This is a genomic window from Portibacter marinus (genome assembly GCF_021533195.1).
Taxonomy (GTDB): Bacteria; Bacteroidota; Bacteroidia; order Chitinophagales; family Saprospiraceae; genus Portibacter; species Portibacter marinus.
Genome location: NZ_JAJNKB010000006.1, coordinates 189966 through 216244 on the forward strand (window position 1 = coordinate 189966; position 26279 = coordinate 216244).

Consider the following 26279-nt stretch of genomic DNA (forward strand, 5'->3'; position numbering starts at 1 on the left):
CAAAGTTCGTATCTTCGATGTTTATATCCTTAGCAAGATGAAAAAATTAAGAGTAGCTATTCTTTTTGGAGGACGTTCCGCAGAGCATCAGATTTCCCTCCTTTCTGCAAAAAATGTGGTCAATTCTATCGATCGTGATCTTTTTGAACCGATTCTTATTGGAATTAGTAAAGAGGGGGTATGGCATATCAATGGCGATTCTCTGAAGCTACTCAATCCGGATGATCCAAAACAAATACAACTGGGAGAACTGGGGGAGGAAGTCGTATTATCACACAATGACCAAAGTATAATTGGTATTGATGCTTCAGAATCGATAGGTTCAGTCGATGTGGTTTACCCTGTTTTACACGGTACTTACGGGGAAGATGGCTCTGTTCAGGGACTGGCCAAACTGGCAGGCTTACCTTGTGTGGGTTGTGGCATTCTCGGTTCGGCAATTGGGATGGATAAGGATATTATGAAGAAAATTTTAAGAGATGGAGGAATTGGCATTGCTGATTTTTTCACCTTTAGAAAAGGAAGTAATCGCAATCCTTCTTATGAAGAAGTGGTCGATCGATTGGGCCATGAGCTTTTCGTCAAACCGGCTAATCTAGGTTCTTCAGTCGGAGTGTCCTTTGCAACGACCAAAGAAGAATTTGAAAAAGCTTTGGAGGAAGGATTTAAGTATGACCGAAAAGTCATTGTAGAAGAAAAGGTCAAAGGTCGCGAGATAGAAGTTGCAGTCATGGGTAACGATGAACCAATTGCTTCAGTACCTGGTGAAATTATGCCTAAGTCTGGATGGTATTCTTTCGAAAATAAATACGTGGATGAAGATGGTGCAGCATTGGGCATACCTGCTGATCTGGATGAATCAACGACTAAGAGAATGATGGAAGCAGCGGTCGAAACTTATATTTTATTGGAGTTGAGCGGCCTGACCAGGGTTGATTTCTTTCTTAAAGAGGATGGTTCTTTGATTGTGAATGAAGTCAATACACTTCCTGGATTTACTTCGATTTCTATGTACCCTAAACTTTGGGAATATTCCGGAATATCACAACGGGAATTGATCACCAAACTTATTCATTACGCTTTGGAGAGACACGAGCAGGAGATGGCGTTAGCGAGATAAGAAACTCACTCAAATTCGTGTGCGGAAATAAAATTAAGTGGCCCTCAGGGCGAACAATCTTTTTCTTGCGAAAACAACTGCAAAAATAAGCAAAGCCAATGCTAGGATAATCAGCCCCCATTGTCCTAATGTAGGAACGTCAAATGGAAAAATACCTGTTATGGTCACTTGATATCCGCCATTATCTGTGCAAACAGTACCTGGATTTGAAGATGATATTACTAAAACTATTGTCTGACGAGGTTGAATTTCGTAGGATAACATGATATCGCTAGCAGGTATCCCAGTCGAAAGTCCTGGATCAGCAAGATAGTTTGTACAAATGTTAGTTGGATCAAATGAGCCATCATATATATTGAGTGTTAAATTTGCATTTGAACAGAGGGCAGATAGTGCAATTTCCGCGCAGGCAGATTGATAAGCACTGGGATTGGTAAAGGTGTGAGTATTGTACAGAAAATTGCCATTCGTAAAAATTTCACAATTCTTGGGTGCATCACAAGTTGATGGAACTCCATTTCTACTTAATCTTGCATTCTTGTGGGAGCAGAGTTTTCTATAGTTCCATTGAATGTAAAAACCTGTGCAGTAGGAGGAAATAAACTTGCTTTCATAGGTTTCATCAATGCAGCACCATCTACTTGGTCAAATGATTGCTGAGAAAAACCTGTACCAGAGCTTAAAAGAAAAAAGATTATAATAAAAGCAAGAGAAAAAGAATTAACTTTTGGGTTCATAAGGACATTACTTTGAGAGATGAAAATGCTGATAATCTCTGAGAAAGAAAAATTATTTTACTGAAAAATTGTCCCTATCCCTTAAAAATCCATAGGCGCGTCTGAAGCCCACCATTTTTTCTTTCAAAACATTGGCATAGAAAACACCCTGATAAGATCCACTTTCCACGATGCATTGGCCATCATACCTCAGTACCACACTTTGTCCGGAATATGGGATACTCACTCCATCAGTACCCACTCGATTTACCCCCACTGTGTAGCATTGGTTTTCAATAGCCCGCGCTATCAATAGTTGGGACCATGCAAATTCCCTTTTCTGAGGCCAATTGGCAACGTAAATTAAAAGATCGTAGTCTTCAGTATTTCTCGACCAAACCGGAAATCTCAAATCATAACATATAAGCGGACAAACTCTCCAATCTATGCCTCTTACATTCATCTCTACCACCAATTTTCTACGACCAGCAGAAAAGTGATGATGTTCTTTTGCCAGAGTGAAGAGATGACGTTTATCATAACATTCATATGAACCATCCTGCCGCATCCAGATCAATCGATTATAGTAACTACTTTCCTCTTCAATAATAATCGAGCCGGTCACTACCGATTCGTATTTTGAGGCCAATCGTGACATCCACAGCAGTGTAGGACCATCCATGGTTTCGGAATTTTTCTCAGTATTCATACTAAACCCGGTGGTGAACATCTCAGGAAGTACCAACAAATCGAAAGACTGATTTTGGTCTTCTAACATGCCCTCGATTCGCTGTCGATTTTCACCTGGAGATTCCCACGCGATGTCATATTGAATATATGCTATTTTCATTCTCCCAAATTTACACTTTTCTTCCTGTTATAAATCTTTCTGATCCATGCTGGTACAATGATTACTCCTGCCATCAAATAAGTGTAGTACGCAATGATTCTCCATGTAAAAGCTACAACCACGGCGAGAGAAAGCGGAACATAGTCACTGTAGAAGCCTCCAAAAAGATACTCCGCCAGCCCTGAGCCTCCAGGAGTCGGACTAGCAGCTGTAATGGCCCACATGGTCTCATATCGTCCATAAATCATGAAGGTATGATACAGGGTCCTTGGGACGGTATCGATAAAGGCATAAATGATACAAAACATCAATGCGAATTTAAAGATCCAGGCGGTGAAGGTAGCTAGGATGGCTTTGATATGTAGATCCGGACTTTTTGCTCTTAATCTACGAGAACTATTTTCAATGTCCTGACCTGTCTGAATGAGTTTTTCCTTATACCTTCTTAATATCCGTCGTCTGGCAAAAAAAGCCATCAATTTTTTAATTTGATCTGGTCGGTGGAATAAGCCGTAGTAGAAAATGAATCCATAGGTCAACATAATAGCAAAGACGATGAAGAATGTGATGCCATAACCATTCATATCATCCCAGGTAAAAATTTCGGGTCTGATAACATTGAGCCCCAGAATAGTTAGTAGTAATGGAACACTGACAACAAAAAAGAAGGTGTCCAGGACTATGGTATATAAGACGATGGTAACAGCTCTGGCTGTTTTTAGCCTTTCCAGTGAAAGAAAGATCATGGCAACAGCACTCCCACCGAGGCTAGTAGGTGAAATTGTTGTTGCGAATTCCCAGATAAATATTAGTTCTGCAGACTTTCTCAATGACAGTTTTTTATCAGAAAGGATAAAGAGGCGATAAGAGTAAGCCAGATGTCTTATAACGTAAAAGAGAACACCTAGTAGAAGCCAGGCGAACACCTGGTATCCCCAATCGATGGATTTAAAGGCTTGTATATCAAAGTGCGACCAAAACAAATAGCAAACCACACTGATCCCTATGCAGATCGGTAAAATGATTCTGCTTATTCGCAGTTTACGAAGAGTAGTGTCTATATTTTTTTTCCCTCTCAATCTTCAGTAGTCATACATCAGATGAGAAAAGATGCAAAAAAATAATGAAACTATCTAACAATAAGAACTTTTGTGACCGCTGTATCAGGATTATCATTATTCCCAAGCTCATTGGCATTGCTAAAAACCAAATATACTCCCGAGGCCACCTCTCTGCCGCTGTAATCTCTTCCATCCCATGTCGCTGTCCCGCCCAGGGCATCCGATTGGTAGACCAATTGACCAGCCACATCCGTGATTTTAATGGTCGCGTCTCTTGCCAGTCCTTTGAAAGCGATTAGCCCTTCATAGTTGGGTCTGACTGGATTAGGATAGGCATAAACTTTGCTTTGATGTCTGACTTCACTGGCTCCTGTTGTCATGGTTTGAAAAGCCTGAATGCCTCCGTCAGACGCGATAAACATTTTACCAGTCTGAGGGTCATACTCCAGATCTATGATGTTATCATTGAAGAGCGGACTGTTCTCAGATGTAAATCTGGCTATTTTGTCCACTCCATTGGGAGACTGCACAAATATCCCATTTCTGGTACCAAACCATTTTTGATTTCCGCCATCAATTCCTATGGCCCGAATATCTTCTGTCTGTAAAAGCCTTGCTGGAATGCTATCTTCAAAGACGATCTCAATACTACCCCTACAGGTAAAGGCATTACTACTGTCAGCTGGTGCAAAAGGGTCGCAACCAAAAATCACAGGGCCTTCTCCGGTACCGACCCAAATGGTGCCATCCAGATCCTTTTCAATACAATTGACAACATTGGTTGGCAATTCTGAATTTCCGGAATTGATAAAACGTTGTTGATGTAAGGTAGGATTAGCGACTTCGCCCTTATCGCTATAGACCAGAACACCGCCTGCTCCTCCTGTGACCTGAATCCATTTATTTCCAAAATCATCGACCGTAATTTGGCCAAGCGTTGAATTTGTGATCACATTATAGCTATGCCAGTTCCCCTCTTTACTCAAAACGACCAGTGGTTTCTCTGCTTCATGTGCGGAAATCCAAAGGTTTTCATTATCGTCAAATGCCAATCCTGCCACCTTTTCTCTTATTGGAAAAGAAGGGGACCCTATGACCGGAGAATTCTCGCTATCGTAGTGTGTAAACTTATTTTCATCAAAGTCTGCTTCTAACAATCCGGAATAAAATGATCCAAGGAAAAGATGTCCATCTTCAGGATCTTTGGCAATCGTGTAAACATTTAAAAGATCAGCTGTTTTTAGGGCGGTAGTATTGGATTCATTGTAATTGGTCCATTGACCTTCTTTTAAAATATAGATCCCATCTCTGTTCGCGAGAAAATTGAAGGCATCAGTCACTCCACCGGAAGTGGCATAGAGTATTCCGTCATCTACCAACATTTCACTTACGGAATGAGAAAAAATCGATTTTGTGGACACTCTTCTACATTGTCCATCATAGCCTTCTGTATATCGAAATCCTCTCCATTCATCGGCATACCATACCCTACCCTTTTCATCTCTAACAGCATCAGTTATCAGATTCGCACAATCCAGGGTTCCTTGCTGTATGATTCCTTCCTCATTGACATACCGAATCAACGATTTATTATTGTCAAATCGGGAGCCGATCATCAGCTCCGGTCCTTCATCGCTAATAAATTCAAAGTTTTCACCTTGTTCAGAAGTTATCGCTACATCAAAGTGCCCCTCCGGGTCTTGCGTCCAAATTTCATTATTTAATAACAACCACAAATTTCCAAGGTGTGATTTAACTGTATTTAACTCATACAACATAGGCAAACCCACATCTGCACCTAAAAATTTCCAATTGGCAAAATCAGAGAAATTAATCATTTTACTCAAGTCGAGACTGTATAATCCATCTTCCGTAGCTGCGTATAGAAAATTTCCCTGAGTAGTTGTAGCAAATGCGGCCATTTCCATTTGAGTGGTAAAGCCAAACTCAAAGCTTTGCATGTCAAAAGACACCACTCCAAATCCAGTCGATAAATAGGCTGTTCCTGCTCCATCAAAATGCACATCATATATGTTCTTATCCAGTATGATACCGGTGTTATTTTTGATGTCCTGAATATTGATTACACCCTCTTCAGTGATCACATCCATTTCCTGATTGTTATAAATAACCAGAATATTTCCTGAAGCGGCGTCGTATTTCAAGTCAGAAATGCCAACTTCTGACAACCCTTCTACCTTACTCATAAACTCCAGCGAAAAGTCTTCCTTATCGACACTCATAATAGAGAAGTCAGTAGCAAAATATACCTTGTTAGGGCTTTGCGTGATAGACAAGCCACGTTGATAGGGTAGGTGTGATTCCCATTCTCCGAATCTTAGATTTGTCTGACTAAAAAGTGAAAAATTCAATAAAAGCAGTAGCCAGATTAGCGTAGTCTTTCCCATTCGCAGGACTTAAGTATACATTTTATTCGAATCGATATATTCGAAAACGGACTGGGGGACTAAATATTGAATGGAATGGCCAGTTTTTATAGATTTCCTAATGAAACTACTGGATATGTCCAGCATTGGAGCTGGAACGATAGAGACTTTGGGATGATTTTGGAGTTCACCCAAATCGTAGGATGGTCGTTGATATACCTTAATATCGTAATCTCTTAGAATTAATTCGTAGTTCTTCCATTTATGAAAAGTAGACAGGTTATCTCCTCCCATGATCAGACTAAAGATGTGGTCAGGATATTTTTCTTTCAGATAGGTCAATGTATCAATGGTGTATGATGGTTTCGGCAGAGAAAATTCAATATTAGAGGCCTTGATTCCCGGATTGTCTCCGATGGCCAATGTGACCAAATGGAGTCTGTCATAATCTTTAGCCAGAGACTTTTTCTCTTTATGAGGATTATGTGGACTGACCACCATCCATACCTGATCGACATCTGTGTATTGAAGCATATGACTGGAAATGATCATATGGCCGACATGCACTGGGTTAAACGACCCGAAATAAAGTCCGATTTTCATGAGTTGGTTTAGGTCAATGACTCATCATCACAGGCATGACCAGCATGAGCAACTGTTCATTTTCTTCCTCCTCTGTAGGCAGTAAGATGCCGGCGCGGCTGGGCGTAGACATCTCTAATTTAACCTCGTCCGATTCAATCACGTTCAACATTTCAATCATAAACTTGGCATTAAAGCCAATATTCATAGGCTCGCCAGTGTAATTGCAAGGCAACTGCTCTGTCGCTTCATTGCTGAAGTCCAAATCTTGTGCGGAGATGGTCAATGAACCATCGTTAATATTCAAAATAACCTGATTAGTGGTTTTATTGGCATAAATATTAATCCTGGTCAGAGATTTTTGAAAATCATTTCTGCCAATTAGCATATCGTTAGGGTTATCTACAGGAATGACTGCATTATAATCAGGATATTTAGCGTCGATTAGCCTGCAAATGATTTTGGTTTCTCCAAAATTGAAAAAAGCATTCGTTTTATTATAGCTTAATTCCACATCTTCTTTCCTGCTAATTGCATTTTTAAGAAGTGTCATGGCCTTTTTAGGGATGATGAAAGAAGCGGCCTGGTCGCTACTAATATTTCCAAAAGTGTATTTGATCAATTTGTGCGCATCTGTGGCAACAAAGATGATTTTATTAAAATCGATCTGAACGAAAACGCCGGTCATGGCCAGTCTCAGCTCGTCATTGCTGGTTGCAAAAAGCGTTTTATTAATCGCTTTAGAAAGTATTTCAGTATTGATGGTAATACTATTCGTATCCTCTTCCTCAGGTAATTCAGGGAAATCTTCAGGACCTTCACCTGCCAACTTATACTTTCCAAAAGCTGATGTTAATTCTATCGCTCGATTATCATCGTTTAGTGCAAAAGTGATGGGTTGATCTGGAAGGGCTTTCAGGGTGTCCAATAAAATTTTCGCTGGTACTGCGACCGAACCATCCGTATCAGCATTGACATTCATCTCGGTGACAATGGTCGTTTCTAAATTGGTTGCTCTAATGGTTAGTACGTTTTCTTTTACTCCGAATAAAAAATCCTCAAGAATGGGAAGGACCGGATTAGAACCGATTGCTCCACTGGCGACTTGTAGATTTTTTAGCAATTCAGATGAGGAAACGGAAAATTTCATATTTACTTATTTTAAAGTACCACAAAAATAATTCTTAATACCATAATTCCTAACTATTAGCTATATGGTATGAAGTTTTTTTAAGTTCTTTGCGTGCTGATGGAAAATCTAAGAAAATACGGGCCTCCAATCCACACCATTGAGCAGGTGAGTCTTCCCAAATACAACTTCTGCACACTTGATAATGGTGTACCACTTTATTCGATTTCTCAGGGCACCCAGGAGATCATTAAAATAGAGGTGGTCTTTCAATCAGGCAGAACTTACGAACAGAAGAAGGTGGTTTCCAGAGCTTGTAACAATCAAATCAAGGAAGGGAGTTCTAGGATGTCGAGCAGACAAATCGTCGATCATGTAGATTATTATGGGGCCTCAATCCGGACAGGTGAAAACCTGGACAGTTGTTCCATTTCATTATTTTGCTTGACCAAGCACTTCGAAATCCTGCTTCCTATATTAAGAGAGGTCATCATGGAGCCGCTTTTTCCGGAGGATGAGTTGAGAAAATACATTCAGACCAATTCAGAACGGTTAAAAATAGAATTGGTTAAAAATGATGTAATTGCATACAGAACCATTACAGAGTCCATATTTACAAAGGAACATCCCTATGGATACAATTCGGAAATTTCAGATTATGGTGCACTTTTAAGGGAGGACCTTGTGCAGCATTATGAAAATAATTATGGTGCCAACAACTGTTTTATTTTTCTGAGTGGAATGGTAAAGGATGAGCATATAGCTGCCTGCAATCGCTTTTTTGGAAATGGATTTAGAACTGCAAATCCACGTGAAAAGATTCCTCAGTTAATCGATCCACATCCCGAAAAATTGATCATTGAATCGGATAAAGATTTTCAGACTGCCATTAAGCTGGGACGTCGGGTGTTTGATAGAAATCATGCTGACTACCCCGGATTATATGTACTGAATTCTATTTTAGGTGGTTACTTTGGCTCCAGGTTGATGTCTAATATCAGAGAAGACAAGGGCTATACCTACAATATTTATTCGGAGGTAGATGTCATGAAGCACGACGGCCTTCTGCTAATTGGCACAGAGGTGAATGCAGATTTTGCCGAAAAGACCATTGATGAGATTTTTAGGGAATTGAGGTTACTAAGAGAGGAACCTATAGGAATTGAAGAACTGGATATGGTCAGAAACTATCTTTTAGGCAGAATACTGAATTTTATCGACGGACCATTTAATTCAGGAAGGCTGCTTAAGTCAATCGTGTTATCAGGATTAGATGAGAACTATTTTAACAATTTGGTGCATACCATCAAGCATGTGACAACTGAAAATCTAAATGTACTGGCTAACAGGTATTTAAATGAAGACAATATGTGGCTGGTACGCGTGGGTTAATTGGTACACATTTTGCAAGATATATCAAGTTGTGAAGCGTTTAGGACTAATTTAGCTTTTATTACCGATTTGCTAATTTCTTTTTGCGTAATTTTCGCGGTTGATTTAAAAATGCGTTGTAATACAGAATAATAAATGAGATTTTTCAATTTTTTCACGCAGGAACTAGCAATAGATCTTGGAACTGCAAACACACTGATCATACAGGATGGGGAAATCGTTGTGGATGAACCATCTATTGTTGCCATAGACAGAAAAACGGGTGAAGTGATTGCAGTGGGTTCTAAGGCCATGCAAATGCATGAAAAAACACATGATAATATAAAGACAGTCAGACCACTAAAAGATGGAGTGATTGCAGATTTTCAGGCAGCTGAAAAGTTAATTCAGGGACTGATTAATCAGATCACTGAAAGGAAGCGGTTCTTTACTCATTTGAGAATGATGATCTGTATTCCAAGTGGAATTACGGAAGTAGAGAAAAGAGCGGTCTTTGATTCTGCTGATCACGTGGATTCCAAGGAGACTTATCTGATCTATGAGCCTATGGCTGCAGCATTGGGAATCGGACTCAATGTGGAAGCTCCGATTGGTAATATGATTATTGATATAGGAGGTGGAACTACTGAAATTGCGGTCATTGCGCTTTCAGGAATTGTAACGGATCAATCCATCCGGACGGCAGGTGATGAATTTACAATGGATATTGTGGAGCACATGAGAAGAAAGCACAACCTGCTGATTGGTGAAAGAACTGCTGAAAGCATAAAAATCAACATAGGTTCTGCGCTTCCAAAGTTGGATGAACCACCGGAACAAGTAGCGGTCAATGGTCGTGATTTGATTTCGGGAATTCCAAAGCAAGTTTATGTTTCTTATGAAGAAACTGCAGAGGCTTTGGATAAGTCGATTGCCAAGATAGAGGAAGCCATATTAAAAGCCCTGGAGGACACACCCCCGGAATTAGCGTCAGACATCTATAAAAGAGGAATATATCTGACCGGAGGTGGTGCACTTTTACGTGGTTTAAATAAAAGAATCGCAGAAAAAACCAAGCTTCCGGTGCATATTGCTGAAGACCCTTTAAGGGCTGTAGTTTTAGGAACAGGCATCGCGATCAAAAATGCAAAAAGATTTACTTTTTTAATTGACAGAAAAAGCATTTAATTTTGTACCCTATTAGCACATCACATTGGTGTCGAATAAAATTTATGAATGCAGAATCTTCTACAATTATTTGCTCGAGTAGGCAACTTGATTCTATTCATCATATTGGAGTTTTTTTGCATCTATTTAATTGTCAATTTTAATCAGGAGCAGAAAAGCATCTATCTCAATTCCAGTAGTTTATTGACTTCTGGCTTGGTTAATCGCTACGATAATTTTACAGACTTCCTGACGCTCAGAGAAAGAAATGAACAGTTGGCTGAAGAAAACAGCAAATTACTGGAAGAGCTTATCAATTTGAAAACCAACATTGACCTGCCCCCAGAAAAAACAGATTCTATTCAAAAATACAAATTGATCTCCGCTGCGGTAATCAATAATTCCATCAGGCAAAAAAACAACAAACTGACGCTTAACCAGGGTAGGAACCAAGGACTGGTGAAAGGACAGGGTGTTATCAACGATGAAGGTTTGGTGGGAATAGTGAACGATGTATCCGCTAACTATGCCACTGCCTTATCTTTACTAAATCTACAAACGAACATTTCGGTTCGCCTGAAGAGGACGAATGAAATAGGTGAATTGCAGTGGGATGGCAAAAGTATCAAACGATTAACGATGAATGCGGTTCCTCCTCATGTAGAGGTGGTAGTAGGCGATTCAGTAGTTACCAGCGGTTACTCTACCATTTTTCCACCAGACATCTATGTTGGATCGGTTGTGGAGGTTAAGACTGACAAAAGAAATGGATTCCTATCGTTAGAGGTGGAGCTCAACAATGACTTGTCAAAGCTTGATTACGTTTATGTGATTGAAAATTTAAAAGCGGAAGAGCAATTAGAATTGGAATTGAATGAATAATACGGTCGTCAGAAATATTATCCGGTTTTTCATTTTTCTGCTCCTTCAGGGTTTGGTTCTAAAAGGAATAGATCTGAGTGCCGGTGAATTTGACTATATACATATCATTATTTATCATTTATTTATTCTTCTGCTTCCGCTCAATATGCCCAGGTGGTCTATACTATTGGTTGCACTTTTTATGGGGATAGGGGTTGATCTTTTTTATGACAGCCCGGGTGTTCACGCTTCGGCATGCGTTTTTACAGCTTATTTACGTAAGCCCGTTCTTCAGTTTCTAGAGCCACAAGGAGGCTACAATATCAATGAAGTTCCCAGTCTTTATCATTTTGATATCTCATGGATTGTCATTTACACTTCACTTCTTACCTTTGCACACTTTCTGTGGTACTTCTCCATGGAGGCATTCTCGTTTGTTTTCATCTTTGACATTGTGTTGAATACAATATTTAGCTTTATTATATCGATTATATTTATCCTGATATATCATTTTATTATCAGACCTAAGTACTAGCATTGGAAGAAGCAAAAAGAAATATCATCCTTGGGTTGTTTATTGTTAGCGCAGTAATACTTACCCTCAAGGCTGCCCAAATTCAGCTTCTTGACTCCTCTTTTAAGGACATGGCCAGAAAGACAACGCTAAATGAAAAGAAGCTTTATCCGACCAGGGGACTGATCTATGATCGTAATGGAAAGCTGCTCGCGGCCAATGAGCCTAACTATGAATTAAAACTGATTTACAATCAAATGGACCCAAGTATGGATACCACTTTGTTTTGTGAATTGCTCGATATCGATAAAGAGACCTTTGAGATTCTGGTCAATAAGAACTGGAGAGATCCCAGATTTAGTAAGTCTACACCATTTAGAGTCATCAATAATATTTCTCCTGAACGATATGCTGCTTTACAGGAGCACATGTTCAGGTTTCCGGGATTCTTTACAGAAATGAGAAATGTGAGGTCTTACCCACATTCCAGTTCAGCCCATGTTTTAGGCTATCTCGGGGAGGTCAATCAAAAGCAAATAGATCAGTCCGAGGGTATTTATGCACTGGGAGATTTCGTGGGTTTAGTGGGACTAGAAGAAATGTATGAAGAGGAGTTGAGGGGATCTAAAGGTGTGGAATATATGCTAAGAGACAACTTGGGACGGAATGTTGAAGTCTTTGATGGTGGTAATCTCAACGAATATCCTGTTCCGGGTGATTATCTTGTGACAGGTTTGGATTTAGATTTGCAGGAATTCGGGGAGGCGCTGATGGCCAATAAAAGAGGTAGCATAGTGGCGATCGAACCGAAGACCGGGGAAATACTAACAGCGCTAAGCTCCATATCCTATGACCCGAATCATATGTCTATCTCTAACAATAGAGATAGTGTATACCGGGCGTTGTCAACGGATAGCATGAATATTCCACTGTTTGATCGATCCGTACAGGCCAAGTATCCACCTGGCTCCATTATCAAGCCTGTCATGGCCTTAATTGCTATGCAGGAAGACATCGCCACGCCTTCCAGGAGTATTCCCTGTGATGGAACATACAGGGTTTCCAGAAATTTTTATCAGAAGTGTCATGCACATAATAAAGCATGGGGAGTTTCAGGGGCGATCCAATATTCCTGTAATTCGTATTTCTATCAGATCATGAGAGAAATGGTCGAAAAATATGGGTATACTAATCCTGGCAAGGGCCTCGATATGGTCATGGATTATCTCAAGAGATTTGGGCTTGGAGATCAATTGGAAGTGGACATTAGCAATGAAAGCAAAGGCAATCTGCCGAGTTCTGAATATTTTGACAATTTGTATAATAAAAATGGGGCATCCTGGAGAGCAAGCGCGATCCTTTCACTTGGGATAGGTCAGGGAGAATTGGAGTTGACAACGGTACAGATGGCTAATTTGGCTGCAATTCTGGCCAATCGAGGATATTACTATAATCCTCATTTAGTCAAATCATTTTCAAGTGCTGAAAGCGATATCCCTGATAAGTATAAAATCAAAAACGAAATCAATATTAATAAGGATTTTTACGAGCCGGTCATCGAAGGTATGGAAAATGCCATCTTATCAGGTACAGCGACCTTGGCCAGAGTGCCGGATATCGAGATTTGTGGTAAGACAGGAACCTCACAGAACCCTCATGGAAAAGACCACTCTGTATTTTTTGCTTTTGCGCCAAAAGATAATCCACAAATTGCTATAGCGGTTTTCATCGAGAATGCGGGATGGGGAGGAACTTATGCTGCACCAATAGCCAGTTTGATGATTGAGAAATATCTTCACAAAGAGATTTCTCCGAGTCGCCAATGGCTTTTGGAACGGATGCTGAATGCGTATTTATTGGAAGAAGAAGAAAAAACGTAAATGATTGTATCGAGTATAGTTGCTGTAACTAAAAACGGAGTGATAGGTAAAGACAACGATATACCGTGGGATCTACCTAAGGATATGCGTTACTTCAAAAGAACGACGCTGAATCACCACATCATCATGGGCCGGAAAAACTTTGAAGCCATGGGTAATCCACTCCCAAAACGTACCAATATTATCTTAACCAGAGATCCTTTCTACATCGTATCCAATAGCCTGGTAGCCCACTCCATCGAAGAAGCACTTTCCATAGCTTTTGACAATGGTGAGGAAGAAGCTTTCATCATCGGAGGAGGTGAGATTTACAAACAAAGCATGCCCTATTGGGATAAGTTTTATATTACAGAAATCGATGCTGAAATCGAAGGAGATGTTTATTTTCCTGAGGTTGATTACAAAGAGTGGGAATTAGTCTCTGAGGAACAACATCGCAAGGATGAAAACAATCCTTATGATTTTATATTTAAAGTTTACGAAAGAAAGGCTGCTGAGTAAGCGTTTGAGTATTACATCAAAATCTTAACTTTGATAGCTAAAACGCTGAAATTGAATCCCTTTACTTTCTCATTGCTCTTATTCACCATCCCTTTACTGGGTAATGGATATGGTACTTATCCTTTAGTGAGATATGTTTTAGATTCAAATTCCTATGTCGTGTCCCAGGATCCATTTGGGAATATTTTCAGTGGAGGTGATTACGGATTGAAGATATTGAAAGAAGGAGAATGGGAAGACTATGGTCCCTGGACTCAAAAGATTTCACACATCGAAACAGCACAAAATGGAGAGCTATGGGTGGGAAATCAGCAGTTCTTTGGCAAAGTTAAAAACGATTCCCTCATATCTTTTGGCGAATCATTCTATTCTGAATTGGATTTTGCCCAACTACATCAACTTATAGTTGTAAATTCTGGAAGCTATGTTCACCTGGATGGTAGAATATTGAGGGTTGGAAAGGATGTGGTAGATTTTAATTATGATGATGTCATCTTCGCAGGCAAATTAAATAGGGATCTGATCGTTCAAAGACAGAATAGCGGCTTATATCTATTTGCTGGCAATAACTTCAGAAAAATCAACAATAGCGATGACTACGCTAAGGATCAGATACTTTCCATTGTAGAAATGGAAAATGGTCGCTTTCTTCTCATTTTTCAGGATAATGTCGTCATTTACGATGGAGACAATTTTTTTCCCTGGAGTCGAGAGGGAGTCGATTGGATTCGAAAGCTGGACGTAAGTCATGTCGTTGCCAATGCTCAAGGTATTTTTGTTACATCGGGATCAGATTTGTACCAATTAGATGCCAATGGGTCACTTATTAGAGCGATGAATATGGGACAGGATATTGATCATTTATTTGGCGATCAGGAAGGCAATCTTTGGATCACAAGTGGCAAGAGTATTGCCTCCTTGCGGACCTCTTCTCCTGTAAAATTGATCAATGCACTGAATGAACAAGGTACGGCGATACTCAAGTTTGAAAACGAAGTATTTATAGGAACAGAGAGAGGAGCCTATCGGTCAGATGAAACTTCTTTCTTAAACGGGGGTTTGCCTCTCAAGATCAACGATGATTTTACCTATAGTTTCTATCTGGATGGTGGTCAATGTTTGATTTCTGACAAAAACGGGCTGGATTTATATAATGGAAGGATCAATGAAATTAACACCAATGGCACATCGTATGCTGTTCTGATTCTGGATGACGGTGCAACTATGATTGAGGCTTCATCGACTGGTTTGAACCTTTATGAAAAACAATATGGCAGATGGAATTTTCTTAACCATTTGTATGGAATAGAAGAAGAAGTCAATCAAATCATCAAGGATGAGCGTGATCGAATATGGGTACATAGCCAGGTACAAGGCATATTTCTACTGAATTACGATCCGACATTAATGGCTATTAGCCCTACGATATTTCCAATAAACAATCTCTCCCCTGAAGACATCAATGGAATTTTTCTTATCAATGGAAAGCCGATCATTACCTCAAATCAAGGCATATTTGAATTCAATGAAAAGATAGGCAGATTTGAAGCAAGTGCCACTTATAACAGTGCTTTCGGTGATCTTAATGATATAGCATACCTGTATCAAGATGAGTATGAAAATATATGGTATGTGTCAGAAGTAGAATCCGGAGTTTTGAAGGTGATTGATAAAGGAGTGGAGAAAGTAACTCAAAAACAAGCTTTGCCATACTTGCAAAGACATCTTAATTTAAACCAGCCTTTCGTACAATCTCTCGACGATGACAAAATGATTTTTGCAGGAGATCGTGGATTTGTGTTTCTCAACCAAGGTCAACTTAAAGGGAAGATCAAATTTCAGGTCCATCTTTATGGGCTGGAAAACTACAATGGACAAGATGAATTGATCGATCGAAAAATTTTGACTTCTTCAAATGCTAGTGAGCTTTTTATATTTCCCAAGAAGAGTGAAAAAATTACTTTCAAATTCAGCACCAACTATTCGGATGTTGATAACATAGTTATGTATTCCTATAACATTAATGAAACCGGTTGGTCAGAGAAAACCTCCTCCAGTCAACTGACCATTGGCTTGCCAGGGGGAAAGAATACGGTTAAAGTAAGAGCACACTATGGATTTAATGAGCTTAGTAATACATTGGTCGTTCCAGTATTGATAGAACAGGATTGGTTTATGAAAGAAATGAACCAATATATTGTTTTAGGGGTACTACTACTTATCGCTGTTATTTTATTCTTCATCATGTGGTCTATCATGAAGTCACGAAAGAAAAAGAATAAGCGTCTAGCCTTTTTAATGGATATGCAAAAGAAAGAAATTGAGGAACTTCGTGATAAAAATGAGATCCTTAGTGCACAACTGATCAGTGCGATGAACGAAAACGACATTTCAAAGCAATTGGAAAAATTACATGAGGAAAATGAGGATGCCGAAGTCAGAAAAGCCATTAGAAAATTGATCAAGAAATTAAAATCTAAAAATAGTAGGGTCAGTGAAAATGTCCATCCTGACCCTGAATTCATCGCCAGATTAAAAATGAAATATCCAAGCCTTACCAGAAAGGACATCAAATTGTGTTCTCTTCTGAAAATGGATTTAACAACCAAGGATATAGCCCCTATACTGGACATAACGGTGCGCGGAGTTGAAATCAGTCGATACAGACTGAGAAAGAAACTGGAGTTGGATAACGACGTAGTCCTTTCTGAATTTTTAAAGAATATTTAATGAGTTATAGTAAGCATTATATAGTGAGGTGGTCTGAAATAGACTTGAATATGCATATGACATCTTCGGCATATGTCAAATATATCACGGACACAAGAATGAGTTTTTTTGTGGAAAATGGTTTTGGACTTGAAGAGATGGAAAAGTTGCGGATGGGTCCCATTGTCCTTTGGGAAAAGAGCTATTTCTTTAAAGAAATACGGCCAGATGAAGAGATCACGGTCAAACTGTGGAACAGCGGTGCTTCCGAAGATGGGAGAATGATCAGGCTTGAGCAGCGCATCTATGACCAACATGGTACCAACACTTTTCTAGCTTATACACTTTTCGCCATTATTGACCAAAAACAAAGAAGGATTGCCACTCCGCCATTAGAATTAGCGTCGGCACTTGAAAATATGAGCAAGTCTGATCGATTCCGAGTGCTCAAAAAAGAGGAGCTGCGGGATCAGGAAGCTTTCCCCTTGTAAACTTTCGCAATATTTTCAATGTATTGCTTATTTCGACTCTTTGTCCATTTCTAAAACCAGGTCATCTTGTTTGACCATGGTTCGATTTCCCAGATGCACTTTGGTAATGACACCATCATAGGGTGCAGTGATGGTACTTTCCATTTTCATGGCTTCTATAATGAAAAGAGGATCGTTTTTTTCTACCTTCTGTCCTTGTTTGACAAGTACTTTTGATAAGCTTCCCTGAAGCGGGGAGCCAATTTGCCCTTCACCATTGGCCTTTAAATGGACAGATACTTCACTTTTCACTTTTTCATCTTTAACCAAAACTGACCTGATGGCCCCATTGATTCTGAAAATAACCAGTCGTGTTCCATCTTCACTGGCCTCATTTGTATTGAGGTATTCGATTAAAATATTCTTTCCACGGGAAATGGAGACGGTGATTTCATTATTGGGCTTTAAACCATAAAAAAAGCAAGGAGTGGGTAACATTTCTGTATTGCCAAAGTCCTCAATATGGGTGTAGTAGTCTTCGAAAACTTTGGGATAAAGACTAAAACTTAAAAAGTCGAGAAAGCTGTTCTTTTCTGGAAAACGCTCTTGAAATACAGGGTATTCCTTCTCAAAATCGATGGCTTCCAGATGGGCATTCGGTTTGTCCGTAAAGCCCTTTTCATTTTTAAGCACATTGGCCTGGAATTCCTTAGGCCAACCTTCTGCTCGCTGACCCAATTCACCTTTCATCATGGAAATCATGGAATCAGGAAAAGCTATCTTATCGCCTTTGGATTTCAGATCATCCACAGTCAAACCATTGGCAGTCATAAACATCGCCATATCACCAACGACCTTGGATGAAGGAGTGACCTTGATCATCCCACCCATCATTTCATTGACATCTGCATAATTCTTTTTAATGGTGTCAAATTGATCTTCAAGTCCCATGGATCTGGCCTGAGGCCTGAGATTAGAGTATTGTCCGCCAGGAATTTCATGGTCATATACTTCCGCAGTTCCTGCTTTTAACTCCGTCTCAAATGGATAATAATATTTGCGTACCTCCTCCCAATAATTACTATATCTGTTTAGGTTTTGGAGGTCAATGTTTCCTGATCTTTCATGTCCTTCCATCATAGCGACGATGGAGTTAAAATTAGGTTGTGACGTCAAACCAGAAAGAGCACTTATGGCTACATCCACCACGTCGACACCTGCATCAATGGCTTTTAAGTAGGTAGCTGCCTGAATGGATGAGGTGTCATGGGTATGCAAATGAATGGGAAGCTTAGTATGATTTTTTAATTCTTTGATCAGGTATTCTGCTGCCAAAGGTTTAAGCAGCCCGGCCATATCCTTGATGGCTATGATGTGCGCCCCACTATCCTCGACAGCTTTCACCATATCCGTATAATAGGCGATGTTGTACTTTCCATTTTTATCCATTACATCACCTGAATAGCAAATGCATACTTCAGCAATGGAATTCGTGCGGTCTCGGACAGCCTTTATACTTGTCTTCATGGCCTCTAACCAGTTCATAGAATCAAAGATTCTGAAAACATCGATCCCGGTTTCCGCAGATTTTTCTACAAAAGCTTCGATTAGATTGTCAGGATAAGCCTTATATCCCACAGCATTTGAACCTCTTAGTAGCATTTGGAGCAAGGTGTTGGGAATGGCCTTTCTTAGCAGTTTCAATCGATCCCATGGACTCTCTTTTAAAAAGCGCATAGAAACATCAAAGGTAGCGCCACCCCAAACCTCCATAGAAAAGAGTTCGTGTCCATGGTCCTTAGAAAATTGCTCCGCAATATTCAGCATATCCATGGTCCTTACTCTGGTTGCCAGTAATGATTGGTGGGCATCTCTGAAGGTTGTATCTGTATATAAAATAGGCTTCTGGTCTTTCAGCCAGTCGGCAAATTTCTCGGGTCCCAATTCAGTCAACAATTGTTTGGTTCCCGGTTTGTGTTCACTGTTCTTTGGTTCCGGTATGTTGATATCTTTGAATTCGACCTGATCCACCTTTTTCTTGACGTCCGGATTTCCATTTACATTCACTTCACCTAGATATCGGATAAGTTTTGTTCCCCTATCCTTCCAGTTGGGTGGGGTCAACAATTCCGGATGGTTAGCAATGTAATGAACAGTTGTATTTCCGGAACGGAAGCCCGGATCCCGAAGGATATTTAGAAGGAATGAAATGTTTGATTTAACACCTCTAATCCTAAATTCTCTTAAAGCCCTATGAAGTCGGTCTGCTGCATCTGTTAGTGAACTTCCCGAAGCTGTTACTTTGACCAACATACTGTCAAAAAACGGTGATATGGTGGCACCTGCATAGGCATTTCCGGCATCCAGCCTAATCCCAAAGCCACTGGCACTCCTATAGGCCACCAGTCTTCCATAATCCGGTTTGAAGTTTTGAGAAGGATCCTCTGTCGTAATTCTACATTGAATGGCTACTCCCCTATATGTAATGTCTTCCTGCTTACCCAAACCAATGCGTGGATCAGATAGAGGATAACCTGCAGCAATTAATATTTGATTTCTGACGATGTCTTCACCAGTAATCACTTCAGTGATGGTATGCTCTACCTGAATCCTGGTATTCACTTCTATGAAGTAAATATTCTCATTTTCATCTAACAAAAACTCGACCGTTCCTGCATTTTGATAACCTACTGAATTTCCGATGGCCAGAGCATGACGATAGAGTGCTTCTCTTGTTTCTTGCTTTAATGATGTCGCTGGTGCAATTTCCACTACTTTTTGAAACCGCCTTTGAATAGAGCAATCTCTTTCAAATAGGTGGACCAAATTGCCATGTTGATCTCCGAGAAGTTGGACTTCAATATGTTTGGGATCTGCAATATATTTTTCTACAAAAACGGCAGGATTACCAAATGCTGTCTCGGCTTCTCCACTGGCTTCCTGGAAAGCTTTAACAATTTCATCATCTGAATGAACCACCCTCATTCCTCGACCACCACCACCATATGCAGCCTTGACCATAACCGGATAACCAATTTCAGAAGCTGTTTTCCTTACCTCTTCAGCAGTTTTAATTTCCCCCTCGCTGGCGGGAACGATGGGAACACCTGATTCTTTCGCTGCTTTTTTAGCAGATATTTTATCACCTAATGCTGCCATGACTTCGGGCTTGGGTCCGATCCATTTAATACCAGCATCAATACAAGCCTGAGCAAAGTTTTCATTTTCTGAAAGGAAACCATAGCCAGGGTGAATAGCGTCCACATCGTTTTCTTGAGCGATCTTGATGATTTCACCGATGTCTAGATATGGCTTTAATGGGTCATCTTTAGCACCAATCTGGTAAGCTTCGTCTGCTTTATATCTATGCAATGAGAAGCGATCTTCGAAGGTATATAGTGCGACTGTCCTTATGTTCAGTTCAGAGGCAGCACGAAAAACACGAATGGCAATTTCACCTCTGTTGGCAACAAGTAGTTTTTTTATGGATAATTCAGTCAAGGTATTAATATTTATAAAAGATTGAAAAAATAGCAGAACATCTGCAAATGTCAGCCCACCAAAGTTAAGATATTGGAGCTATTTAAAAGCATATTGAATGCATGTGTTTGAAGACAGGGCAAAAATTTCGCTTAATGATTGTATTTTTCAAAAGCGTAGTCCATGGCTTCAAGTATAATCTTACAAGCCTCATCTATTTCTTGTTCAGTGATGATCAATGGAGGAGCTAGTCTGAAGGAGCGATCGTTAAATAAAAACCAGTCTATGATCAATCCCAGGTCCATACACTTTCCCACGACATGTTTAAGATATTTCCTTTTGGTCAATTCTACAGCCATCATCAAACCGGAACTTCTGATTTCTTTGATAATGGGATGTTGAAGTGTTCTTCGGATCAGGGCTTCCTTAGTCAGTACTTTTTCAGGTAACTCGTTTTCCAGTATTGTTGTCAATGTGGCATGCGCTGCTGCACAACTCACAGGATGACCTCCAAAGGTGGTAATGTGTCCAAGAGCAGGATTCTTGATCATTGAAGAGAAGATTTTTTCTGAAGAAACGACCGCACCAATCGGCATACCACCACCCATCGACTTGGCGATCAGTAATACATCAGGAATGGCATTGTATTTTTGATGTGCGAATAGTGCTCCTGTTCTTCCAAATCCTGTTTGTATCTCATCTAAAATAAAAAGTGCACCTACTTTTTCACAACGAATTTTTAGTTGAAGTAAATAATTGTCCAGTGGTGGATGGACTCCTGACTCTGCCTGAACGGGTTCGACGATCACAGCTGCGGTACTTTTGGTGATTTTATTCAGGTCTTCAACTAAATTATAGTTGATGTGTCTTACCCCTGGAACACCTGGCGCAAAATGCATGGTGAACCCAGTGTCACTTCTTAAGGCTTCGGCTCCGTAGGTACTTCCATGATAAGCATTTCGGCAAGCAATAATTTCAGTTCTGCCGGTCTGTTTTCTTGCCAACTTCATTGCCAGTTCTACGGTCTCCGTACCGGTCATTACGAAGTAGACAAGGTCAAGTCGTTTGTGCAGTTGGGAGGTCAATAAAGATGCATAAGAGGCTTGAGGAGATTGAATGTGTTCTCCGTAAACCATGGTATGCATGTGTCTGGAAACCTGATCTTTGACAGCTTTAACGACAGCGGGATGACAATGGCCTAGTGAACTGACGGAGATGCCACTGTTCATATCGAAGTATTTTTTCCCTTTGCTATCATAAATGTAAATCCCTTCTGCCCGATCAATTTCGAGCATCAGAGGCATTTCATTGGTTTTGGCAACATGAGAAAGAAAGAGTTGTCGAATGCTGGGCATGGCTGTTTTTCTTGAAAAATAAAGGTTAGCTGCGAAGTTAGGAAGTATTTTATTTGCAGTGCAGGAGGGGAGGCATTTAATTTTGCGAATTCTGTACTGATTGGCAGCTAGCCAATGGAATTTGCAAGTCATGATGCGAGTCCTAAAGCGGGATAGGTTCACTACTATTTTCAATCACGCTACAAAACACTGAAAAATTTGACTTACTTTTGATATGATGGAAAATCTAGATATGTATCACGATTTTGCGGCTAAACTTTCGGCTTCTAAAAAATCCGTCGAAGTAGACGAATCTCTGCGAGATGCATACCATCAACAATCAGAAATATTACAGGATTTGAGAGAACAAAACGACAAGACCTTCTTTTTATGGGCTTCTCGATATTTTATGATCTTTTCTGCCTCCATATTTTTGGTCCATATTTTATTTGAAGGACTATGGGTTGGACTATTAGGTATCATTTTAACTGCCGGATTTTTTCCCATCAGTAAAATACTCATGACCAGAAAAACCAAAGAAGTCAGTAGAGTAAACCTTACCGAAAATAAAACCCATCATTTATTGACCAAAACTGACTTAACAATTCTTCAAAGCCTAAATCTTCGGATTATTGATTTGAGATTAACGAGGAATATCTTGCTTTTGATCATTTCGGTTGTACTCACTCCTTTGATATTTCTATCTCTCCATGAACTGATAATTGGTGAGGTCTCACCACTTATATTTGGGTTAGCGGTTCTTTCAGGCAGTTTTCCTTGGATGATCTATTTCCACACTACCATTGACCTACTTAAAAAGAAGAAAATAAAAATTGCTAAAATTTAGCATCTACCTCTTCTAAATCCTCGCTATTATAGTCGCTAAACCATTTGGCCAATTGTGTTTTGGCTTCTTTCCTAACATTTTCATCAATGTAGCAAGCGATAGAAACCAGGCCGAAGCTGATAACTCCTACATCATCAGTAAAACCTAAAAATGGCGTCACATCTGGAATTCCATCAATAGGATTGAGTAGATAACCGATGGTTCCAAGAATAATATTTTTCGCCCAGGCCGGTGTTTCTTTTCTCTGATATGCTTTAAAAAGCAAGAGAACCGTATATATGGTTTTGATGCCAATCGTCTTCAAGTAATTCGGAAGCTTATTAAGCAACTTATTGGCATTGAAAGACTTTCTGTATTTGTTTAATTTTTCCAGCATACTGCAATAATAACCATTGACAGCATAGGTTTAGTTCATTTGGATGCCGTAATTTGCTATATTGCTCCCAAATAAACGAAGTCGATGGAGCCGATTTTCACCAATGATGCTGTAGTTCTCGGGTTGTTATTAATTGTACTTGCATTTATTTTTCATACTTCGAGTTTGCCTAGCTGGAAACGATTTTATACCTTTTTACCGACCGTCTTGATGTGTTATTTTGTTCCGGCATTGTTAAACTGGCCATTGGGTTTAATAGCGCCACACTGGTACACGGAATCGGTCTATGAACTGGCAGGTCAGTTGGGCGTGATGGAGGACTTTTCCAATATGAGCTATGATCAGATTACGACATTCCTACGTGATGCTGGCGCTACCACTGCTCAATTGGAACCTCATCAAGGTCATTCCCAACTCTATTTTGTGGCTAGTAGATATCTATTACCCGCATGTTTGGTGCTGCTATGTTTAGGAATTGATTTTAAGGGCATCATGCGATTGGGTCCAAAAGCTTTAATCATGTTTTTTGCGGCAACATTGGGAATCATCATTGGTGGTCCCATTGCGTTGTTGTTCGTTTCTTACGTTGCACCCGGAGTGATCGATTCTTCAGCAGGTGAAATCTGGCGTGGATTGTCAACTATTGCCGGTAGCTGGATTGGTGGAGGTGCGAATCAGACGGCAATGAAGGAGATTTATCAGGTTGGAGATGGCTTGTTTGCTTCTATGATTGTAGTCGACGTATTGGTGGCCAATATATGGATGGGCATACTGCTATTCGGGATCAATTTTTCAGATAAGCTGGATCGCTGGTTAAAGGCTGATAATTCTGCTATTGAAGAATTGAAGAAGCGGGTCTCGGATTATCGCTCGAGCATAGAAAAGGTTCCGACTACAAGAGAAGTTTTTATTCTGTTGGCCATTGCATTTGGAGCAGTAGCCGTGAGTCATTGGGGAAAAGATGTCATTACGCCCTGGATGGCTAGTTTTAAAGAAAGTCTGGAGTCTCTGCGGCTCAATTCTTTAATGAGTTCATTTTTCTGGTTGATCGTCATATCTACAACAGTTGGTGTGGCACTCTCATTTACAAGAGCTCGGAAGTTTGAAGGAGTAGGCGCGAGTCGCTGGGGAACAGTGTTTATCTATATTTTGGTAGCTACGATCGGTATGAAAATGAATGTGGGAGAGATCTTTGATAATCTCGGGTTATTTCTGATCGGAATAGTTTGGATGATGGTTCATGTACTGATTTTATTTATTGTCAGTAAGATTATCAGGGCTCCGTATTTCTTTGTGGCAGTGGGCAGTCAGGCCAATGTGGGAGGCGCTGCCAGTGCGCCGATTGTGGCGTCGGCATTCGATCCGGCATTGGCTCCCGTGGGTGTATTGATGGCAGTTTTAGGTTATGCAATGGGTACCTATGGAGCTATTATCTGTGCAATGTTGATGCAGGGCGTTTCGGGATAAATCACTAGTCTGCAAAAATCCGGTTAGCATCCCAAATTGCATTTTGTTTGAACACAAGTCTGTTAACTGTCAATGCCATTGCAATTCCAGCAAATAAGGTCACAGCCATCATATGTATATAGCCACCTCCTGGCAAACTTGGCCATACAAAAATGAAAAAAGCATACAGACATACAGAAAATACAACAGCGATGATCATCGCATAAGGGTTAACATTCTTAAACAGTAGTCCGACAATAAATGCAGAAAGTATGGGCATTGACAATAATCCAAATAAAGTTTGCATGGTATTTATAAGGCTTGATTCCGGATTATTAAAAATAGGAATCATCATGAATGCAAGCAACACCATGGCTATTGAGACCCATAGAGACAATCTTTTAACATTTGGATTTTTGTTAAAATAGGTTTTGTGAATATCACATACCCACAAGGCAGCAGATGCATTTAAAATCGAATTAAAAGTAGTCAATACAGCTGCTGCAATGGCTGCAGCGAATGCTCCTGAGAGAAAAGAAGGGAGCAGATCACCAACGATTGTTCCGTACGTTGCATCTCCAATGTCTCCGTATAGTTTAAATGCTACGATTCCTGGCAGAACAATGATAGGCGGAACTATCAGCAAGCGAATCAAGGCAGCAAAGAGCACGCCCTTTTGTGCTTCCTTAACTGTCGGAGAAGCCATTGCACGTTGAGTAATGGTCTGATTGGTAGACCAGTAAAACATCTGGATGAAAATCATTCCCGTAAATAAAGCACTGAAAGGTATGTCGGAAGCAGGTCCACCAATCAAAGTTAACCGTTCCTGCGGAATGCCTGAAAAATCAAAATTGATTGCGCGTAAAGATACAAAGACAACCAAAATGGCAAGGCCTAAAAGCAATATGCCTGAAAAGGTATCAGAAACAGCTACCGCACGCAATCCACCTACGATGGCATAAATGGCTCCAACAATCGCGAAAAGAGCAGCTAATATGTACAGATTCAAATCGATGCCAAACATACTTTGCATAAACAAGGACCCTCCATACAGGACACCAGGTAGGAAGATGAATATGTTACCTAAAAGAAATAAGACAGAAATGACGGCGCGGATATGTTGGTTGTTATATCTTTTTTCAAGTAATTCAGTAGTGGTTGTACATTCATATCTGTAGTAAATGGGTAGAAAAATAAAAGTGAGCATGAGCAACCCAGCGACAGCCGCTAACTCCCACCAGGCCAGCAAGGCCATCTGATTGCCATTCATTCCTACCAACTGGTCCGTCGAAAGATTTGTCAAAGTAATAGAACCGGCCACGAAATACCATTTGAGGTCATTTCCTGCCAGAAAATATTCTTGAGTTCCATCTTCTCCTTGTCTGGCGCCTCTGCAAAACCAAAAGGTCACAATGGCAATCAGTAAGGTAAGACCGAGAAAGACGACGACTTGTATGTTTTGTAACTCCACAGATTAT

At 40.1% G+C, this 26279-nt stretch carries 22 protein-coding genes; 11 read left to right on the forward strand and 11 right to left on the reverse strand.

All coding sequences use genetic code 11. The features are described from left to right. The first annotated feature begins 37 nt into the window (after positions 1-37). Positions 38-1120 carry a D-alanine--D-alanine ligase gene (ddlA, locus tag L2567_RS14790; RefSeq protein ID WP_235298575.1) on the forward strand — a complete coding sequence of 361 codons (1083 nt, stop codon included), beginning with the start codon at positions 38-40 and terminating at the stop codon, positions 1118-1120. 33 nt (positions 1121-1153) lie between these two features. On the opposite strand, the gene L2567_RS21340 is transcribed toward ddlA, so the two are convergent. From L2567_RS21340 to dnaN, 7 genes are all read right to left on the reverse strand, one after another. Next, positions 1154-1384 carry an IPTL-CTERM sorting domain-containing protein gene (locus tag L2567_RS21340; RefSeq protein WP_406626699.1) on the reverse strand — a complete coding sequence of 77 codons (231 nt, stop codon included), beginning with the start codon at positions 1382-1384 and terminating at the stop codon, positions 1154-1156. Between the two features lie 260 nt (positions 1385-1644). Continuing rightward, the gene (locus L2567_RS14795) at positions 1645-1857 is read right to left on the reverse strand and encodes a hypothetical protein (RefSeq protein ID WP_235298576.1); all 213 of its coding nucleotides are present in this window, start codon (positions 1855-1857) and stop codon (positions 1645-1647) included. A 52-nt stretch (positions 1858-1909) separates the two neighbouring features. Beyond that, entirely contained in the window at positions 1910-2686 is a 777-nt protein-coding gene (locus L2567_RS14800) for a nitrilase family protein (RefSeq protein WP_235298577.1), read from the reverse strand. Beyond that, positions 2683-3765, reverse strand: coding sequence for a lysylphosphatidylglycerol synthase transmembrane domain-containing protein (locus L2567_RS14805; RefSeq protein ID WP_235298578.1), 1083 nt, complete (start codon positions 3763-3765; stop codon positions 2683-2685). Before L2567_RS14805 ends, L2567_RS14800 begins: the two co-directional genes overlap by 4 nt. Before the next feature lie 50 nt (positions 3766-3815). Further along, entirely contained in the window at positions 3816-6155 is a 2340-nt protein-coding gene (gene porZ, locus L2567_RS14810) for a type IX secretion system anionic LPS delivery protein PorZ (RefSeq protein WP_235298579.1), read from the reverse strand. A 9-nt stretch (positions 6156-6164) separates the two neighbouring features. After that, entirely contained in the window at positions 6165-6737 is a 573-nt protein-coding gene (nadD, locus tag L2567_RS14815) for a nicotinate (nicotinamide) nucleotide adenylyltransferase (protein WP_235298580.1), read from the reverse strand. Positions 6738-6750: 13 nt separating this feature from the next. Then, a complete protein-coding gene (gene dnaN, locus L2567_RS14820) occupies positions 6751-7866 on the reverse strand; it encodes a DNA polymerase III subunit beta (protein ID WP_235298581.1) in 1116 nt (371 codons plus the stop codon). Positions 7867-7965: 99 nt separating this feature from the next. Here dnaN and L2567_RS14825 point away from each other — a divergent pair, with 99 nt between their 5' ends. The 8 genes from L2567_RS14825 (at position 7966) to L2567_RS14860 (ending at position 17339) form a co-directional block, all read left to right on the forward strand. Next, positions 7966-9237 (forward strand): M16 family metallopeptidase, encoded by a 1272-nt coding sequence (locus tag L2567_RS14825; RefSeq protein ID WP_235298582.1) that lies wholly within the window; start codon positions 7966-7968, stop codon positions 9235-9237. A 135-nt stretch (positions 9238-9372) separates the two neighbouring features. Further along, entirely contained in the window at positions 9373-10404 is a 1032-nt protein-coding gene (locus L2567_RS14830) for a rod shape-determining protein (RefSeq protein WP_235298583.1), read from the forward strand. Between the two features lie 48 nt (positions 10405-10452). Next, positions 10453-11265, forward strand: a complete 813-nt coding sequence (gene mreC, locus L2567_RS14835) for a rod shape-determining protein MreC (RefSeq protein ID WP_235298584.1) — start codon at positions 10453-10455, stop codon at positions 11263-11265. Next, positions 11258-11779, forward strand: a complete 522-nt coding sequence (locus L2567_RS14840; protein WP_235298585.1) for a rod shape-determining protein MreD — start codon at positions 11258-11260, stop codon at positions 11777-11779. Before mreC ends, L2567_RS14840 begins: the two co-directional genes overlap by 8 nt. A gap of 2 nt (positions 11780-11781) precedes the next feature. Further along, a complete protein-coding gene (gene mrdA / locus L2567_RS14845) occupies positions 11782-13638 on the forward strand; it encodes a penicillin-binding protein 2 (RefSeq protein ID WP_235298586.1) in 1857 nt (618 codons plus the stop codon). After that, on the forward strand, positions 13639-14139 hold the full coding sequence (locus tag L2567_RS14850; protein WP_235298587.1) for a dihydrofolate reductase: 501 nt from the start codon (positions 13639-13641) through the stop codon (positions 14137-14139). It begins immediately after the preceding gene. Between the two features lie 30 nt (positions 14140-14169). After that, positions 14170-16869, forward strand: coding sequence for a helix-turn-helix and ligand-binding sensor domain-containing protein (locus L2567_RS14855; protein ID WP_235298588.1), 2700 nt, complete (start codon positions 14170-14172; stop codon positions 16867-16869). After that, positions 16869-17339 carry an acyl-CoA thioesterase gene (locus L2567_RS14860; protein ID WP_235298589.1) on the forward strand — a complete coding sequence of 157 codons (471 nt, stop codon included), beginning with the start codon at positions 16869-16871 and terminating at the stop codon, positions 17337-17339. The genes L2567_RS14855 and L2567_RS14860 overlap by 1 nt, the downstream gene beginning before the upstream one ends. 27 nt (positions 17340-17366) lie before the next feature. Here L2567_RS14860 and L2567_RS14865 read toward each other — a convergent pair whose 3' ends face one another. Then, a complete protein-coding gene (locus L2567_RS14865; protein WP_235298590.1) occupies positions 17367-20819 on the reverse strand; it encodes a pyruvate carboxylase in 3453 nt (1150 codons plus the stop codon). A 131-nt stretch (positions 20820-20950) separates the two neighbouring features. Next, positions 20951-22153, reverse strand: coding sequence for an aspartate aminotransferase family protein (locus tag L2567_RS14870; RefSeq protein WP_235298591.1), 1203 nt, complete (start codon positions 22151-22153; stop codon positions 20951-20953). Positions 22154-22370: 217 nt separating this feature from the next. On the opposite strand from L2567_RS14870, the gene L2567_RS14875 reads away from it, so the two are divergent. Continuing rightward, positions 22371-22979, forward strand: coding sequence for a hypothetical protein (locus L2567_RS14875; RefSeq protein WP_235298592.1), 609 nt, complete (start codon positions 22371-22373; stop codon positions 22977-22979). Here L2567_RS14875 and L2567_RS14880 read toward each other — a convergent pair. Then, positions 22969-23355 (reverse strand): YkvA family protein, encoded by a 387-nt coding sequence (locus L2567_RS14880; RefSeq protein WP_235298593.1) that lies wholly within the window; start codon positions 23353-23355, stop codon positions 22969-22971. The genes L2567_RS14875 and L2567_RS14880 overlap by 11 nt on opposite strands. 84 nt (positions 23356-23439) lie before the next feature. On the opposite strand from L2567_RS14880, the gene L2567_RS14885 reads away from it, so the two are divergent. Beyond that, positions 23440-24822 (forward strand): DUF819 family protein, encoded by a 1383-nt coding sequence (locus L2567_RS14885; protein WP_235298594.1) that lies wholly within the window; start codon positions 23440-23442, stop codon positions 24820-24822. A gap of 4 nt (positions 24823-24826) precedes the next feature. On the opposite strand, the gene L2567_RS14890 is transcribed toward L2567_RS14885, so the two are convergent. Then, positions 24827-26272 carry a sodium:solute symporter family transporter gene (locus L2567_RS14890; protein ID WP_235298595.1) on the reverse strand — a complete coding sequence of 482 codons (1446 nt, stop codon included), beginning with the start codon at positions 26270-26272 and terminating at the stop codon, positions 24827-24829. Positions 26273-26279 lie beyond the last annotated feature (7 nt).

Bases quoted from the DNA above. Each gene is read 5' to 3' on its own strand.
- ddlA (WP_235298575.1), top strand. From the start codon at position 38: ATGAAAAAATTAAGAGTAGCTATTCTTTTTGGAGGACGTTCCGCAGAG.
- L2567_RS21340 (WP_406626699.1), bottom strand. From the start codon at position 1,384: ATGTTATCCTACGAAATTCAACCTCGTCAGACAATAGTTTTAGTAATA.
- L2567_RS14795 (WP_235298576.1), bottom strand. From the start codon at position 1,857: ATGAACCCAAAAGTTAATTCTTTTTCTCTTGCTTTTATTATAATCTTT.
- L2567_RS14800 (WP_235298577.1), bottom strand. From the start codon at position 2,686: ATGAAAATAGCATATATTCAATATGACATCGCGTGGGAATCTCCAGGT.
- porZ (WP_235298579.1), bottom strand. From the start codon at position 6,155: ATGGGAAAGACTACGCTAATCTGGCTACTGCTTTTATTGAATTTTTCA.
- nadD (WP_235298580.1), bottom strand. From the start codon at position 6,737: ATGAAAATCGGACTTTATTTCGGGTCGTTTAACCCAGTGCATGTCGGC.
- dnaN (WP_235298581.1), bottom strand. From the start codon at position 7,866: ATGAAATTTTCCGTTTCCTCATCTGAATTGCTAAAAAATCTACAAGTC.
- L2567_RS14825 (WP_235298582.1), top strand. From the start codon at position 7,966: ATGGAAAATCTAAGAAAATACGGGCCTCCAATCCACACCATTGAGCAG.
- L2567_RS14830 (WP_235298583.1), top strand. From the start codon at position 9,373: ATGAGATTTTTCAATTTTTTCACGCAGGAACTAGCAATAGATCTTGGA.
- mreC (WP_235298584.1), top strand. From the start codon at position 10,453: ATGCAGAATCTTCTACAATTATTTGCTCGAGTAGGCAACTTGATTCTA.
- L2567_RS14840 (WP_235298585.1), top strand. From the start codon at position 11,258: ATGAATAATACGGTCGTCAGAAATATTATCCGGTTTTTCATTTTTCTG.
- L2567_RS14850 (WP_235298587.1), top strand. From the start codon at position 13,639: ATGATTGTATCGAGTATAGTTGCTGTAACTAAAAACGGAGTGATAGGT.
- L2567_RS14860 (WP_235298589.1), top strand. From the start codon at position 16,869: ATGAGTTATAGTAAGCATTATATAGTGAGGTGGTCTGAAATAGACTTG.
- L2567_RS14870 (WP_235298591.1), bottom strand. From the start codon at position 22,153: ATGCCCAGCATTCGACAACTCTTTCTTTCTCATGTTGCCAAAACCAAT.
- L2567_RS14875 (WP_235298592.1), top strand. From the start codon at position 22,371: ATGGAAAATCTAGATATGTATCACGATTTTGCGGCTAAACTTTCGGCT.
- L2567_RS14880 (WP_235298593.1), bottom strand. From the start codon at position 23,355: ATGCTGGAAAAATTAAACAAATACAGAAAGTCTTTCAATGCCAATAAG.
- L2567_RS14885 (WP_235298594.1), top strand. From the start codon at position 23,440: ATGGAGCCGATTTTCACCAATGATGCTGTAGTTCTCGGGTTGTTATTA.